Source organism: Sphingomonas sp. S2M10, from assembly GCF_012650175.1.
Lineage (GTDB): Bacteria > Pseudomonadota > Alphaproteobacteria > Sphingomonadales > Sphingomonadaceae > Sphingomonas.
The window spans coordinates 61,478-75,132 of record NZ_JAAILI010000077.1 but is presented as its reverse complement, the minus strand read 5'-3'; the positions used below and the strand labels follow the sequence as shown (position 1 = coordinate 75,132).

Sequence of the window (13,655 nt, the reverse complement as noted above, 5' to 3'; positions counted from 1 at the left end):
GAGCCCCCGCACGCCGGCACAGGCGTGCGGGGACGCCCTTATCCGACCGGGAGACGGCGCCCCTCGGCCGCGCTCTGACGGGCCAATTCGATCAGCCGGAGTCCGGCCAGCGCATCGGCGGCCGCCACCGGCGGTGCCGCGCCCTCGCGGATTGCCGCAGCCACCCCGGCATAGAAGCGTCGGTAATCACCCCGCTCCGACGCGATGGTGTCGGTCGAGCCGTCCGGTAGCGTCAGCACGCCGTGCTGCGCCGGATCTTCCAGTCCATGACGCGGATCCTGCACCGATCCGCCGGCGCGCATCGCCGCCTCTTGCGGATCCAGCCCGTATTTGACGAAGCTGCCGCCGCGTCCGTGCAGCGCGAAGCGCGGCCGCGCCGCCGCGATCATCCGCGAGCTTGCCAGCACCACCCGCCGCGCTCCGTAGAACAGGGTGAGCGTGAAGTAATCGTCGACCGGACTGTTGCCGCGCTGGCCGACGACATCGCCCTGCACCGCCTCCGGCATGCCGAACAGCACCAGCGCCTGGTCGAGCATGTGCGGGCCCAGATCGAGCAACTGCCCCGCCCCGTCCGCTTCCTTCCAGGCCTGGGACAGTTCGGGACGGAACCGGTCCCAATGCGCCTCGAACAGCAGGATCTCGCCCAGCCTGCCGCTGCCGACCAGCGCCTGCACAGCAAGGAAATCGCTGTCCCAGCGGCGATTGTGGAAGGGCACGAGCAACCGCCCCCGCGTCCTGGCCGTCGCGATCAGCGTCTCGGCTTCGGCCGTGGTCGGGGTCAGCGGCTTGTCGACCACGACATGCTTGCCCGCCGCCAACGCCGCCTGCGCCAGGCTGAAATGCGTCGGGTTGGGCGTGGACACCACCACCAGTTCGATCTCGGGATCGGCGATCAGGGCCTCGGCCGTCACGGCCCGAACCTGCGGGTAGGCCGCCGCCACCGCGTCCCGGCGCGAGGTGCCGATGGCGGCAAGCTCGAGCCCGTCGATCGCGTCGATCAGGGGTGCGTGAAAGGCGGTGCCGCCTAGGCCGAAGCCGATAAGGCCGGTGCGGATCATGCGGGTCTCCCGTTGCCGTGAGGCTGCGGCCTACCGGCAACCGGCTTCGTTTCCAAGCGACGCCCACGCGCGCCGCGCAAAAATCCCGCGCCTCAATGCATTCGCTGCGTTGCCTCGATGCGATCGGCCACGGCGCTCGCCAGCCGGTGCAGTTCCGATCGCTGCCGGAACGAGGCGGGGCCATGCGGCCGCAGATCGATGCCGCAAAGCGCCCCGATCGGGAAGGACCCGATCCGCACTGCCGCGCCGGTATAATGTCGCGCCTGCGGTCCGCCACGCACCAGTGGGTTCGCGCGAAAACGCGGATCGGCGCGAAGATCCGGCACGCTCAAAAACCCCTCGGCGGCGGTGATGGTATGGGAACAGAAGGCCACCGATCGCGGCAGGGATCCCGGCTCGATTCCCACCGCGCCGATAATCCGCTGGATGTCGCCATCGCTTACCGTAACCATCGCGATCGGCGTCCGCAGCAGCTCGCACGTCGCGCCGAGCAGCATCTGCAACACCGGGTCGTCGGCCGGAATCGAGGGCAGCCGATCGACTGCGCGCTGGCGATCGCTCTCGTCCTCGGGCCTGAAGGCGGCGGAGAAGAAATGCAGCGTCATGCTGCCCGCCGCACCAGGTCCGGCGCATCGAAGGCGATGCGAATTGCGTTCTTGCCGTTGCGCTTCACTTCCAGCATCGCCTCGTCCGCCAGTGCTATCATCCGCTCGGTATCGTGCGCGACCGCCGGGTCGATCACCACCGCACCCATGCTGCAGGTGACGGCATGGCCCGTCGAGCGCAGCGCCTCGCTCAGCCGGGCATGCAGGCTCTCGGCCACCTGCTCGGGCGCCACGCCGCGTTCGATCGCGAGAAAGGCGCAGAACTCGTCGCCGCCCAGCCGGGCGAACAGGTCGTCGGGTCGCATGCGCGCCCGCGCCTCGTCGGCGAAGCGCCGCAGCACCATGTCCCCCGCGGCATGGCCATGCCGATCATTGACCGCCTTGAAGCCGTCCAGATCCATGTACAGCAGCAACAAGGTAGAACCCCGGCGGCGGCCGATCTGCGCCACGCGCTCGAGCCTGCTGCGAAACGCGCCGCCGTTCAGCGATCGCGTGAGATAGTCGGTGGAGGCGCGCCACAGCTCGCCGTCGATCGTGTGCCGCAGCGTCGCCACCATCACCACGATCATCATCGCGCTGGCCGCGCGAGTCGTGGTGTTCCAGATGGCCACGGTGGTCGACAGGCCGCTCTGGTCCGCCGCGGGTACCGTGCCGAACCCGTTCACCGCGGAGCCAAGCGCGATCGACAACACCACGATGGCGATGCCGGCACGTTCGCGCAGCGTCCACGCGGCGAGAACGTCAACGAACAGATAGCCGATGGTGAGCGAAACCCTGGGCCCGCTGATCCAGTCGGCGAACACGGTCATGAACAGGGCCACGCAGACCACGATCCACGCTTGTGCGGTGTGCAGCCGCATCGTCCATCGGAAACTTCGCATCATCGCCTTGATCAAGGCCGATTGCGGCGGCGGTGCCATCACGCGATCCATCTCCCCCACTGCCAGATTCCCCCGTACGCCCCAATGGCTTAACGCTCCCGAAACACAAGCAGCCGCAACTCGCCGCTCCGGAAAACTACAGTCGACCCTCATGAGCCGGCAGCGGCGCCCTCTAGGAGCCGCCGCCGAGCGGGCCTATACCGATGCCGATGACCGCAGCTTTGTTCCAGATCGACCCGCGCGACCCCGTGGCGACCGCGCTCCGTCCCCTCCAGGCCGGAGAGGAAGCGCTTGGCGTCACCGTGGTGAGCGACGTGCCGCAGGGGCACAAGGTCGCGCTGCGGCCGATCGCGGCGGGCGACGCGGTCCACAAGTTCGGCTTCCCGATCGGCCGCGCGACGCGCCCGATCGCGCCGGGCGAGCATGTCCACACCCACAATGTCGGCACCGCCCTGGAAACGAGCGGCAGCTATACCTATCGTCCCGCGCTGGAAGCCGCGGGCGCTGCCCGGCCAGCAAGCTTTCTCGGCTATCGCCGCCCGGACGGCCGGGTCGGCACGCGCAACGAAATCTGGATCCTGCCGACGGTCGGCTGCGTTGGCCGGACGGCCGAGAAGATCGCGGAACGGGCGGCGCAGCGCCTGGCCGGGCGAATCGACGGCATCCATGCCTTCGCGCATCCCTTTGGCTGCTCGCAATTGGGCGACGATCTTCGGGGAACCCGCGCGATCCTCACCGCATTGGCCAACCACCCCAATGCCGGCGGCGTCTTGCTCGTGGGTCTTGGCTGCGAATCCAATCAGATGCGGGACATGCTTGCGGGTATTTCGCACCCTAATCTCCGAACGATCGGCGCCCAGTCCGCCGGCGACGAAGTCGAGGAGGGAATCGCCCTTGTTGAGGAACTTGTCGCCGTCGCTGAACAATCCGTGCGAACAGCCGAACCGCTTTCGCAGCTGGTGCTTGGGGTGAAGTGCGGCGGCTCAGACGGATTTTCAGGATTGACCGCCAACCCCCTGGTCGGACGCATGAGCGACGCGGTCACGGCCGCCGGCGGCACGGCCATCCTTACCGAGATTCCGGAAATTTTCGGTGCCGAACAGCTTCTGATGGCGCGCGCGGAAAGCGAAGCCGTGTTCACTCGCATCGTCGGCCTCGTCAACGGCTTCAAGGCCTATTTCACCCGGCATGGCGAACCGGTGTCGGAGAACCCCTCCCCGGGCAATCTGGCCGGCGGCATCACCACGCTGGAGGAAAAGTCGCTGGGCGCGGTGCAAAAGGCCGGGCATGCCACCATCACCGACGTCCTTGGCTATGGTGAGCGCGTCGGGCATCGCGGGCTGGCACTCCTCGAAGCGCCGGGAAACGACGCCGTCTCGAGCACGGCGCTTGCAGCCGCCGGGGCGACGGTGATCCTGTTCACCACCGGCCGCGGCACCCCGCTAGGCTTCCCGGTGCCGACCGTGAAGATCGCCTCCAACAGCGATCTTGCCGCGCGCAAGCCGGGCTGGATCGATTTCGATGCCGGCCAGGTGCTTGCGGAGGGCATGGACGCGGCCAGCGACGCCCTGCTCGATCGCATCGTCGCGATCGCATCCGGCAGCGTCACGGCGGCGGAACGCAACGGAGAACGCGAAATCGCGATCTGGAAGCGCGGGGTCACGCTCTAAGGCGCAATTGGTTCCCAAAAAATGCGGCGAGTCCTTGCTGCATCGCGGCGATCCGCAATTCCCCTGGATTGATGCTGGAAGCTGAAAGGCTTAGCCCTGCAAGCGAGCAGAGATCGGGTGGGTATGATGGCTGAATTCTTCGTGTTCATGTACGCAATGGCTGCCGGCTTCGTGCTGCTGACGATGCAGCGGAACCGTCGCGAGCAGCGCGCCGACGCTCCGATCGTGACGCTGGTCGGCTGGGGCCTGTTCTCGCTTTCGTCCACGCTGGCGCTGCTCCTCGGCGCCGTCGCCCTCGCGCTGGCACTGGGCATGCAGATGCCGCTCCCCGCAGGCTTCGAAAGCTTCACGCTCTAACCACATGCCGCTCTATGCCTTTGGCGGGAAGGCCCCGCAGCTTGCTGCCGATGCGTGGGTCGCACCCAGCGCCGACCTGATCGCCGACGTGCAGTTGGGGGCCGGCGCGAGCATCTGGTTCGGCGCCGTGGTGCGCGCGGACAACACGCCGATCCGGATCGGCGCACGCAGCAACATCCAGGAAGGCGCCGTGCTCCATTCGGATCCCCGCGCCCCGCTGACGATCGGCGAGGAGGTCACGGTGGGGCACCGCGCGGTGCTCCACGGCTGCACGATCGGCGACGGCACGCTGATCGGCATGGGCGCCATCATCCTCAATCGCGCGGTGATCGGGGCCGAATGCCTGGTCGGTGCCGGCGCGCTCGTCACCGAGGGCAAGGAATTTCCGGCAGGCCATCTGATCGTCGGCAGCCCGGCGCGGGCGGTGCGCCCGCTCGACGCGGCACAGCGCGCGATGCTCCGCGCAAGCGCCGCGCTCTACGCCGCCAAGCAGCGTGAATATGCCGCGGGTCTCACGCGAATCGACTGAGTCGCGGCATTTCCGATTTCGAGTCGTGCGCCGCTGCCTGACCCGCCGTCCGTTGCCGTAGCGTCGGCGTCCCCTGCCTAGACACGCTTCGTAGCTGCGGTATCACTGGCAGCCATGGCGCTACCGGCACTCTTCGATCGTCTGCGGCTTCCCGTCATCGGCTCGCCGCTGTTCATCATTTCCTGCCCAGAACTGGTGATCGCCCAGTGCAAGGCAGGCATCGTCGGCTCGTTCCCCGCGCTTAACGCGCGGCCGCAGAGCCAGCTCGACGAATGGCTGCACCAGATCACCGAGGAACTGGCGGCCTGGGATCGCGACCATCCGGACACCCCCGCGGCGCCGTTCGCGGTCAACCAGATCGTCCACCGCTCCAACCCGCGGCTGGAAGAGGATGTCGCGAGCTGCGCCAAGTGGAAGGTGCCGATCGTGATCACCTCGCTGGGCGCGCGACCGGAACTGAACGACGCGGTGCATAGCTGGGGCGGGATCACGCTGCACGACGTAATTGACGATCGGTTCGCGCACAAGGCGATCGAAAAGGGCGCGGATGGGCTGATCCTGGTCGCGACGGGCGCCGGGGGCCATGCCGGACGGCTGAGCCCGTTCGCGCTTGTCCAGGAAGTCCGCGCATGGTTTGACGGGCCGGTCGCGCTTTCGGGCTCGATTGCCACCGGCGGCGCCGTGCTGGCGGCCCAGGCCATGGGCGCCGACCTCGCCTATATCGGCTCGCCCTTCATCGCCACCGAGGAGGCGAACGCGGTTCAGGCCTATAAGCAGGCGATCGTCGATGGTCGGGCGGAGGACATCGTCTACTCCAACCTCTTCACCGGCGTGCACGGCAACTATCTCCGCGCCTCGATCGTCAACGCCGGGCTCGATCCGGAAAACCTTCCTGAAAGCGATCCGAGCGCGATGAATTTCGGTGGCGCCAAGGCGTGGAAGGACATCTGGGGATCCGGCCAGGGCATCGGCGCCGTCCATGCCATCGAGCCGGCGGGCGCCCGCATCGAGCGCATGCGCGAGGAATATGCGGCGGCGCGGGCCCGCCTGGCGCTCTGACCGTTCAGAAGGCGCCGGCGAGCCGATCGAGCATGCGGCGCGCCGGGCTCGGCACCGCCACGACCGGCACGTCGAACGCGGAATCCAGCCGGGCGACGCGGCGGTAAAGATCCATGCTGGCCCGCACAATGGCTACCGCCTGGATCGGCATGTCCTCCAGCAGCGCGGCGTCGGTTTCGGGTGCCGGGCCCAGCCGGCGCCCGGGGGCGCGCGCGTCGTCCACCTGCAGTTCCCCCGCGTCGACCGCGCGCTGGGTGAGCAGCCAGGCGATCACGTGCATCAGCCGCGTCGTCACCTTGAGCGATTCACAGGAAAAGGCCACCCGGCTCAATGCCGCCAAGGCATCGCGCTCATCGCGCCCCAGCTGGTCGAAATAGCCGCGCGCCTCATCCGCCAGCACCATCGCCTCGACATACAGCGAGTCGACCAGTCGGCGATGCAAGGTGATGGCGTCCTGACCCTTCATGCCCTTCTAGCTGCCACAGGAGCAGGTGCGGCGAAATGCCCGAATTGCGCAGCAGTGCAACAAAACGAAACGATCAAGCGATGATGTCCGGGATCAACTGATCCTCCAGCAGGGAAATCTCGTCGCGAAGCTTCAACTTGCGCTTCTTCAGCCGCGCAATCTGCAGCTGATCACCCTGGCCGCTTTCAACCAGAGCGGCGATGGCAGCGTCCAGGTCGCGATGTTCGGCACGCAGTGGCTCCAGCCGCCGCCGGATCTCGCTCTCGTCCATTCCCTGCCCTCAATTGCGCCCGACTCAGCGGTCCGTACCCTGCCGCACGAACCATCGCGGCTTTTCCGCAATCTGTCGATCAGTGATGATTCTGCACGCGACATCGGCGGCAAAACATGATGTAGTTGGAGCCCCTCAGAGTCATTGTAGGAGGACTGCTTCATGCACACCGGGCATCTTTCGGCACTTAGCGCCAAGCATTCACAGCTGGACCAGCGAATCGCCACCGAAACGCAACGCCCCCTCCCCGACCAGATGCTGTTAGCGCAATTGAAGAAAGAGAAACTGCGCGTCAAGGAAGAGATGCAGCGCTAGCCGTATCATCCACAGATTATTTGGCCTGAACTTGGACTCGCGCGACCCAACCTGTTGCGCGGGCCCGGTTCGGGCAGCGACGGAAGGGCCAAGGCACGCTCCAGGCCGGCCGCCGCCGCTCCCCTTCTTCCCGTTCGAAAATTCCGCCCCGTCGCTCAGCGGCGTGTAAAGATCGGCTTCACATAGGCGGGGGTCTGGGTGCCGCCGCCCACCGGCTTTCGCGCCAGCTTGGGATCGATCTCGTTATCGAACGCCACGCCCACACGTCCTTCAGCGGCCCAGGCGATCTTGCCCTTGACCCAGCCGACCCCGCGAACTTCCACTTCTACAGGCGTACGCAGCCCTACCGGGCCGCTATATTCCGCCATCAGCCCGCCCGCGGAAAGATTGCGGACCCGTACGGTGCCGACGTCCTCGCTATCCACACGAAACTGTGCGGTCAGCAACAGGCTGTCGCGGACACCGCTGCGCTTGCCCGCGAAATCATCGGCGGAAAGCGTGCTGTCGGGGATGTAAGACTGCTGGTCCATTGTTGGCTCTCAAACGCGGATTCGCACCCGAAGGGAGTAGACCAACAACTCTTAACGAAAGGATTAACCGGAATCCGCCCTGGTAAAATGCCGGAGCGGATTCCGACGTAGTTTTCACTCGTCCCGGCTGATCTTCTCGTTGCGCTCGTGCCGCTCCTGCGCCTCGACCGTCATCGTCGCGGTAGGACGTGCTTCGAGGCGCCCGAGCGGGATCGGCTCACCCGTCACTTCGCAATAGCCATATTCGCCTTCCTCGATCCGGCGGAGCGCCGCATCGATCTTGGCGATCAGCTTGCGCTGGCGATCGCGCGTACGCAATTCGATCGACCAGTCGGTTTCGCTGGAGGCACGGTCGGTAAGGTCCGCCTCGCGCAGCGGCTCGGACTGCAGCTGGTTCAGCGTGCCCGCCGCCTCGCGATAGATCGCGTCCTTCCAGGCATTCAACTTCCCGCGGAAATATTCCTGCTGCCGCGGGTTCATGAAGGGTTCGTCGTCGCTCGGCCGGTATCCGTCGTCGCCGTCATTCGCGGCCGGAGGAACGCTTTTATCGTGCTCGTCAAAACGGCCCAAAACAGTTGCCATTCCCACTCTCCACACCAGTCCCCCGGTGGCGTGCCGCCAGGAAACCGCATTGCCCGCAGGCGCTATACTTTCGCAAGCAGCCGTTAACAAGCCAATGCCGCGAAAGCTTTTTGGCGGGAATTCCCTATAGTTCGGTAGAAATTAGCCCCGCCTGAACCGCTTGCACCTTTTTCAGTTTCGGGTCGAGACAGATGTACCGGCGCGGCTGTCCCGCAACGATCCTTGTCCTGAATTCGAACAAGATGCGGCGTTCACAACAACTATTTCGGACAGCGACGGCGGGCGGGGCGGCATACCCCGCCCGCCGCCGGGTTCACGCCGCCTGCAGCGCCTTTTCGATGTCGGGCACGGGATGATCGGTCAGGTCCTTGGCCAATTCGCCCTTCAGCCGCTCGCTGACGCTGCTGTGATAATGTTTGCGCATTTCGCCCAGCGTCTTCGGCGGGGCGACGATGATCAGCGACTCGAAGCTGTTGCGGAGTGCCGCCTCTTTCAACATACCGGCAACTTCGGCGGCGAAGCGATCCTCTTCCAGCTGGTGGAAATCGGTCTCGCCCATCGTTCCGCCGGCGGGGGCAAACTGCCCGCCGCCGCGGGTGGACGACGCTGCGCCCGACGAATCGGTCTTCTGATCGGAGTCCTTGGGATTCGGGTGGAGTTCCTTGCGCACCACTTCGAGGTTCAGATACTCTGTGTCGCCCTGGTTGCGCAGCATCAGCAGCTTGCGGCCATCGGCGACCACCACCATCGCATCATGGGGAACCAGCATCGCGCTCTCCTTCTCGCTGTTCGGTTGGAAGCAACCAACGGGTGGGAGGCGGCGGGGTTGCGCGGGGCACGGGCCCCGGCCATAGGTTCGCGCCATGCACGATATCCGCTTCCTCCGCGAACATCCCGAAGCCTTCGACCAGGGCCTGGCCAAGCGCGGCCTGGAGCCGCAATCGGAGGCGCTGCTGGCGCTGGACGAGCGCCGCCGCGCGCTGGTGACCGAGCTGCAGGCGGGGCAGGCCCGCCGCAACGAAGCCTCCAAGGCGATCGGCGCCGCCAAGGCGAAGAAGGACGAGGAGACCGCCGCCGCGCTGATGGCGGAAGTGGCCGCGCTCAAGGAGCGGATGCCGGCGCTGGAGGCCGAGGAAAAGGCGGTGGGCGAGGACCTGGAAGGCCGGCTCGCCGCCCTGCCCAACCTGCCCTATCCGGACGTGGCGCTCGGTTCGGACGAGAATGACAATGTGTTCGTGCACGAGCGCGGCACCGTTCCCGCGTTCGCCTTTACGCCGAAGGAGCATGATGCGATCGGCCCGGCGCTCGGCCTCGACTTCGAGACCGGCGCGGCGATGTCCGGCGCCCGCTTCACCTTCGTGCGCGGCACCGCCGCCCGGCTGCACCGCGCGCTCGGCCAGTTCATGCTCGACACGCTGACCGGCAGCTATGGCTATGAGGAATGCGTGCCGCCGCTGCTGGTGCGCGACGAGGCGCTGTTCGGCACCGGCCAGCTGCCCAAGTTCGCGGAGGACCTGTTCCAGACTACCGACGGCCGCTGGCTGATCCCCACCGCCGAGGTGAGCCTCACCAACGCGGTGCGCGAGAAGATCCTGAGCGAGGAGGAACTCCCGCTCCGCCTCACCGCGCTCACCGCCTGCTTCCGCTCGGAAGCCGGTGCGGCCGGGCGCGATACGCGCGGCTTCATCCGCCAGCACCAGTTCGAGAAGGTCGAGATGGTGTCGATCACCACCCCCGACCAGTCCGAAGCCGAGCATGAGCGGATGACCGACGCGGCCGAGGACGTGCTGACCAGGCTCGGCCTCGCCTTCCGCCGGATGAAGCTGTGCAGCGGCGACATGGGCTTCACCGCCGCACGCACCTATGACCTCGAAGTGTGGCTGCCGGGTCAGGACCGCTACCGCGAGATCTCGTCCTGCTCGACCTGCGCCGACTTCCAGGCGCGGCGGATGAACGCGCGCTATCGCCCCGAGGGCGAGAAGGGCACGCGCTTCGTCCACACGCTCAACGGCTCGGGCCTCGCTGTGGGCCGCACGCTGGTCGCGGTGCTGGAAAATTACCAGCAGGAGAATGGCGCGGTGGCGGTCCCTTCGGTGCTCCAGCCCTATCTGGGCGGGCTCACCCTGCTCGAACCGCGCGGCTGATGCGGATCCTTCTCACCAACGACGACGGCTATCACGCGCGTGGCCTGGCCGTGCTGGAGCGGATCGCGCGGACGCTGTCCGACGACATCACCGTCGTCGCCCCGGCGGAGGAGCAATCGGGCAAGGGCCGCTCGCTGACGCTCACCGAGCCGTTCCGCGTTCGCCGCCACGCCGACAACCGCTATGCGGTGAAGGGCACGCCGACCGATTGCGTGATGTTCGCGCTCGCCGAGGTGATGGCCGATGCCAAGCCCGACCTGATCCTGTCGGGCGTCAACCGCGGCGGCAATCTTGCCGAGGACGTCAGCTATTCCGGCACCGTCTCGGCGGCGATGGAGGGCGCGCTGGCGGGCATCCGCTCGATCGCGCTCAGCCAGCGCTATGCGCGCAGCGGCATGGGCGACGCGGTGCCGTTCGACACTGCCGAGGCCTGGGGCGAGCGCGCGCTGCGGCCGCTGCTCGATGTCGCGATGGAGCCGCGCACGCTGGTCAACATCAACTTCCCGCCGATCGCGGCCGACGCCGTGCAGGGGATCAAGGTCGTCTCTCAGGGCTTTCGCGACTATGGCCGGGTCGCGCTCGACAAGCGGCTCGATCCGCGCGGCTTTCCCTATTACTGGCTGGCGATGGGGCGGATGCCGCACCAGGCGGCGCCCGATACCGATCTGGACGCGATCGAGGCGGGGTTCGTCACCGTCACGCCGCTGCATCTCGATCTCACCCACCGCGAGTCGATGGATCGGCTGCGCGGGGCCTATTCGGCCTGAGCGGCGATGTCGGTAGATCGCCTGCTGCCGATCGGGCTGCTGTTCGTCTCGAACCTGTTCATGACCTTCGCCTGGTACGGCCACCTGAAATACAAGAGCGCGCCGCTGCTGCTGGTGATCGTGTCCAGCTGGGGCATCGCCTTTGTCGAATATTGCTTCGCGGTCCCGGCCAACCGGCTGGGCAGCGCGGTCTATTCGGCCGCACAGCTAAAGGGCATGCAGGAGGTGATCACCCTCACCGTCTTCGCCGCCTTCTCGGTGCTGTATCTGGGGCAGCGGATCACGCTGAACCACCTGATCGGCTTCGCGCTGATCGCGGCGGGCGCGTTCTTCCTGTTCCGCACGCCGAGCTGAACCCGCGCGCCGCCGGGGCGTTTCTCCTCGACAAGGAGAGCGCCATGAACCCCGAACCGACCCGCGAAACCCCCGACACCCAGCCCGGGACCGCCCATCAGCCGGACGGCACCGACAGCTCGGCCGAATGGAATGCCGAGATTGCCGACGAGAACATGATCCCGGATCAGGATCCGGAAGCGTGAAGCTCGGGCGGCATCCGGAGAGGATGCCGCCCGCCTCCGATCACCAGCCCTGCGGCTGGCCCTTGTTCTGCTCGTCGAGCCACGTCTTCAGCGGCGCGAAATATTCGACCATCGCCTTGCCCGAGATTTCGCGGCTGCCGGTGAAGGTCTGCAGCGCATCCGGCCAGGGCTTGGAGGCGCCCATCTCGAGCATCTTGTTCAGCCGCGCGCCGACTTCCTTGTTGCCATAGAAGCTGCAGCGATGCAGCGGACCCTTCCAGCCCGACTGGTCGCACGCCGCCTTGTAGAACTGGAACTGGAGCAGCCGCGCGAGGAAGTAGCGCGTATAGGGCACGCTGCCCGCCACGTGATATTTGGCGCCCGCATCGAACCTGGTCTCGTCGCGCGCCACCGGCGGCACGATCCCCTGATATTGCAGGCGCAGCTTGTTCCAGCCCGCCTCATACTGGTTGGCGGGAATGGTGCCGTCGAAGATCTGCCAGCGATATTTGTCGACCAGCAGGCCGAACGGCAGGAACGCCACCTTGTCCATCGCCTGGCGGAGCAGCAGGCCGATATCCTTGTCGGCGCTCGGCACCTGGGCCCGGTCGAGCAGGCCGATCTGCACCAGATATTCGGGCGTGATCGAAAGTGCGACGAAATCGCCGATCGCCTCGTGGAAGCCGTCATTCGCGCCGTTGCGGTATAGTGCCGGCTGCGCCTTGTAGGCGCGCTGATAGTAATTGTGGCCGAGCTCGTGGTGAATCGTGACGAAATCGTCCGAATTCACCTTGATGCACATCTTGATGCGAATGTCGTCCTTCTCGTCGATGTCCCAGGCCGAGGCGTGGCACAGCACTTCGCGGTCGGCGGGCTTGAGGAACATCGAGCGCTCCCAGAACGTCCCCGGCAGCGCCGCGAAGCCGAGCGAGGAGTAGAAGCCCTCGCCGGTCTGAACCATCTTCTTCCAGTCGTACTGCTTTGCCTTGAGCAGCTCGCCCACGTCATAGCCGAGGTCGCCGGCCCCCTTGGGCGCGACCACATCGTAGATGTTGCCCCATTCCTGCGCCCACATGTTGCCGAGCAGGTCGGCGCGGATAGGGCCGGTCCTGGCCTGCACCGCATCGCCGTATTTCTCGTTGAGCTTGCGGCGGACATAGGTGTGAAGCGCGACGTAGAGCGGCTTCACCTCGTTCCACAATTTGTCGGTCATCGCCGCGAATTCGGCCGGGGGCATGTCATAGCCCGAGCGCCACAGCGCGCCGGTGTCGGCGAAGCCGAGCTCCTTCGCGCCCTGGTTGGCAATGCCGACGAGCTTGGTATAGTCGGGCCGCATCGGTGCGCCGACATTGTCGTGCCAGCTGACCCACATCTCCTTGAGCGCATTGGGGTCGCGGCTGTCGCCCATCGCGGCTTCGATGTCGCTCCCGTTGATCGGCTTGCCGCCCAGCGTGCCCTTGCCCTTGGCGTAGAAGGACCCGAGCTTGGTCGAGAGGTCGCTGAGCTGCTGGGCAGCGCCCGGCGTCGTCGGCGCGGGGAGCACCAGCGCGGCGCGGAGCATGGTCAGCTGGCGCTGCTGCTCGGGCGTGAGGCCGGGCGCCTTCTGGAGCCGCGCGGCGTCGAGCGCGAAGCGGACCGCCATTTCGGTGCCCTTGGCGCCGTAGTCGGCAGCGAGCGCATCGGTATCGTCGGTGATGTAGGTCGCGTTCACCCAGGCAACGCGCGAGGAGACGAGCGTGAACGCCGCCATTTCCTGCTGGGCGCGGGTCAGGAAGGCCGCGGCCTCGGCTGCGGTCGGCGCGGCGGCGGGCGTCGTGCTGGTCTGCGACTGGGCGGGCGCCGCCAGCATCGCGGCGAGCGCCGCGAGCGAAAGGCCGGTACGGATCATGATGCTAAGTCCCCG

At 66.8% G+C, this 13,655-nt stretch carries 18 protein-coding genes; 9 read left to right on the top strand and 9 right to left on the bottom strand.

The genetic code is table 11. From position 1 onward, the window contains the following. Window positions 1–38: 38 nt before the first annotated feature. The 3 genes from S2M10_RS17995 to S2M10_RS17985 form a co-directional block, all read right to left on the bottom strand. Complete coding sequence (locus tag S2M10_RS17995) at window positions 39–1,058, bottom strand: oxidoreductase (RefSeq protein WP_168847255.1); 1,020 nt, start codon at window positions 1,056–1,058, stop codon at window positions 39–41. A gap of 92 nt (window positions 1,059–1,150) precedes the next feature. Further along, the gene (locus S2M10_RS17990) at window positions 1,151–1,663 is read right to left on the bottom strand and encodes a GAF domain-containing protein (RefSeq protein ID WP_168847254.1); all 513 of its coding nucleotides are present in this window, start codon (window positions 1,661–1,663) and stop codon (window positions 1,151–1,153) included. Further along, complete coding sequence (locus S2M10_RS17985) at window positions 1,660–2,547, bottom strand: GGDEF domain-containing protein (protein WP_247650895.1); 888 nt, start codon at window positions 2,545–2,547, stop codon at window positions 1,660–1,662. Before S2M10_RS17985 ends, S2M10_RS17990 begins: the two co-directional genes overlap by 4 nt. A gap of 206 nt (window positions 2,548–2,753) precedes the next feature. Here S2M10_RS17985 and S2M10_RS17980 point away from each other — a divergent pair, with 206 nt between their 5' ends. From S2M10_RS17980 to S2M10_RS17965, 4 genes are all read left to right on the top strand, one after another. Next, entirely contained in the window at window positions 2,754–4,214 is a 1,461-nt protein-coding gene (locus S2M10_RS17980) for an altronate dehydratase family protein (protein WP_168847252.1), read from the top strand. Window positions 4,215–4,340: 126 nt separating this feature from the next. Next, entirely contained in the window at window positions 4,341–4,571 is a 231-nt protein-coding gene (locus S2M10_RS17975; RefSeq protein ID WP_168847251.1) for a hypothetical protein, read from the top strand. A gap of 4 nt (window positions 4,572–4,575) precedes the next feature. Then, window positions 4,576–5,100 (top strand): gamma carbonic anhydrase family protein, encoded by a 525-nt coding sequence (locus S2M10_RS17970; RefSeq protein WP_168847250.1) that lies wholly within the window; start codon window positions 4,576–4,578, stop codon window positions 5,098–5,100. 114 nt (window positions 5,101–5,214) lie between these two features. Next, a complete protein-coding gene (locus S2M10_RS17965) occupies window positions 5,215–6,159 on the top strand; it encodes a nitronate monooxygenase family protein (RefSeq protein ID WP_168847249.1) in 945 nt (314 codons plus the stop codon). A gap of 4 nt (window positions 6,160–6,163) precedes the next feature. Here S2M10_RS17965 and S2M10_RS17960 read toward each other — a convergent pair whose 3' ends face one another. Both S2M10_RS17960 and S2M10_RS17955 read right to left on the bottom strand, forming a co-directional pair. Then, window positions 6,164–6,625, bottom strand: coding sequence for a DUF1465 family protein (locus S2M10_RS17960; RefSeq protein ID WP_168847248.1), 462 nt, complete (start codon window positions 6,623–6,625; stop codon window positions 6,164–6,166). 73 nt (window positions 6,626–6,698) lie between these two features. Beyond that, the gene (locus S2M10_RS17955; protein ID WP_168847247.1) at window positions 6,699–6,896 is read right to left on the bottom strand and encodes a DUF465 domain-containing protein; all 198 of its coding nucleotides are present in this window, start codon (window positions 6,894–6,896) and stop codon (window positions 6,699–6,701) included. Window positions 6,897–7,058: 162 nt separating this feature from the next. Between S2M10_RS17955 and S2M10_RS17950 the strand changes: the two genes are divergently transcribed. Then, window positions 7,059–7,211 carry a YdcH family protein gene (locus S2M10_RS17950; protein WP_168847246.1) on the top strand — a complete coding sequence of 51 codons (153 nt, stop codon included), beginning with the start codon at window positions 7,059–7,061 and terminating at the stop codon, window positions 7,209–7,211. A gap of 155 nt (window positions 7,212–7,366) precedes the next feature. Here S2M10_RS17950 and S2M10_RS17945 read toward each other — a convergent pair whose 3' ends face one another. The 3 genes from S2M10_RS17945 to S2M10_RS17935 all read right to left on the bottom strand — a co-directional run bounded on the left by S2M10_RS17945 (window position 7,367) and on the right by S2M10_RS17935 (window position 9,092). After that, entirely contained in the window at window positions 7,367–7,741 is a 375-nt protein-coding gene (locus S2M10_RS17945; RefSeq protein ID WP_168847245.1) for a PilZ domain-containing protein, read from the bottom strand. A gap of 114 nt (window positions 7,742–7,855) precedes the next feature. After that, window positions 7,856–8,323, bottom strand: coding sequence for an RNA polymerase-binding protein DksA (gene dksA, locus S2M10_RS17940; protein ID WP_168847244.1), 468 nt, complete (start codon window positions 8,321–8,323; stop codon window positions 7,856–7,858). Between the two features lie 313 nt (window positions 8,324–8,636). Then, the gene (locus S2M10_RS17935) at window positions 8,637–9,092 is read right to left on the bottom strand and encodes a host attachment family protein (RefSeq protein WP_168847243.1); all 456 of its coding nucleotides are present in this window, start codon (window positions 9,090–9,092) and stop codon (window positions 8,637–8,639) included. A 94-nt stretch (window positions 9,093–9,186) separates the two neighbouring features. Here S2M10_RS17935 and serS point away from each other — a divergent pair, with 94 nt between their 5' ends. The 4 genes from serS to S2M10_RS17915 are packed head-to-tail and all read left to right on the top strand — an operon-like array spanning window position 9,187 to window position 11,773. Then, window positions 9,187–10,467, top strand: a complete 1,281-nt coding sequence (gene serS / locus S2M10_RS17930) for a serine--tRNA ligase (protein ID WP_168847242.1) — start codon at window positions 9,187–9,189, stop codon at window positions 10,465–10,467. Then, window positions 10,467–11,234 carry a 5'/3'-nucleotidase SurE gene (surE, locus tag S2M10_RS17925; RefSeq protein ID WP_168847241.1) on the top strand — a complete coding sequence of 256 codons (768 nt, stop codon included), beginning with the start codon at window positions 10,467–10,469 and terminating at the stop codon, window positions 11,232–11,234. Before serS ends, surE begins: the two co-directional genes overlap by 1 nt. A 6-nt stretch (window positions 11,235–11,240) precedes the next feature. Further along, on the top strand, window positions 11,241–11,588 hold the full coding sequence (locus S2M10_RS17920) for a DMT family protein (protein ID WP_168847240.1): 348 nt from the start codon (window positions 11,241–11,243) through the stop codon (window positions 11,586–11,588). Window positions 11,589–11,632: 44 nt separating this feature from the next. Then, on the top strand, window positions 11,633–11,773 hold the full coding sequence (locus S2M10_RS17915) for a hypothetical protein (protein WP_164521717.1): 141 nt from the start codon (window positions 11,633–11,635) through the stop codon (window positions 11,771–11,773). A gap of 40 nt (window positions 11,774–11,813) precedes the next feature. On the opposite strand, the gene S2M10_RS17910 is transcribed toward S2M10_RS17915, so the two are convergent. Further along, window positions 11,814–13,640: a M2 family metallopeptidase gene (locus S2M10_RS17910; RefSeq protein WP_168847239.1), complete on the bottom strand. Its 1,827-nt coding sequence runs from the start codon at window positions 13,638–13,640 to the stop codon at window positions 11,814–11,816. Window positions 13,641–13,655 lie beyond the last annotated feature (15 nt).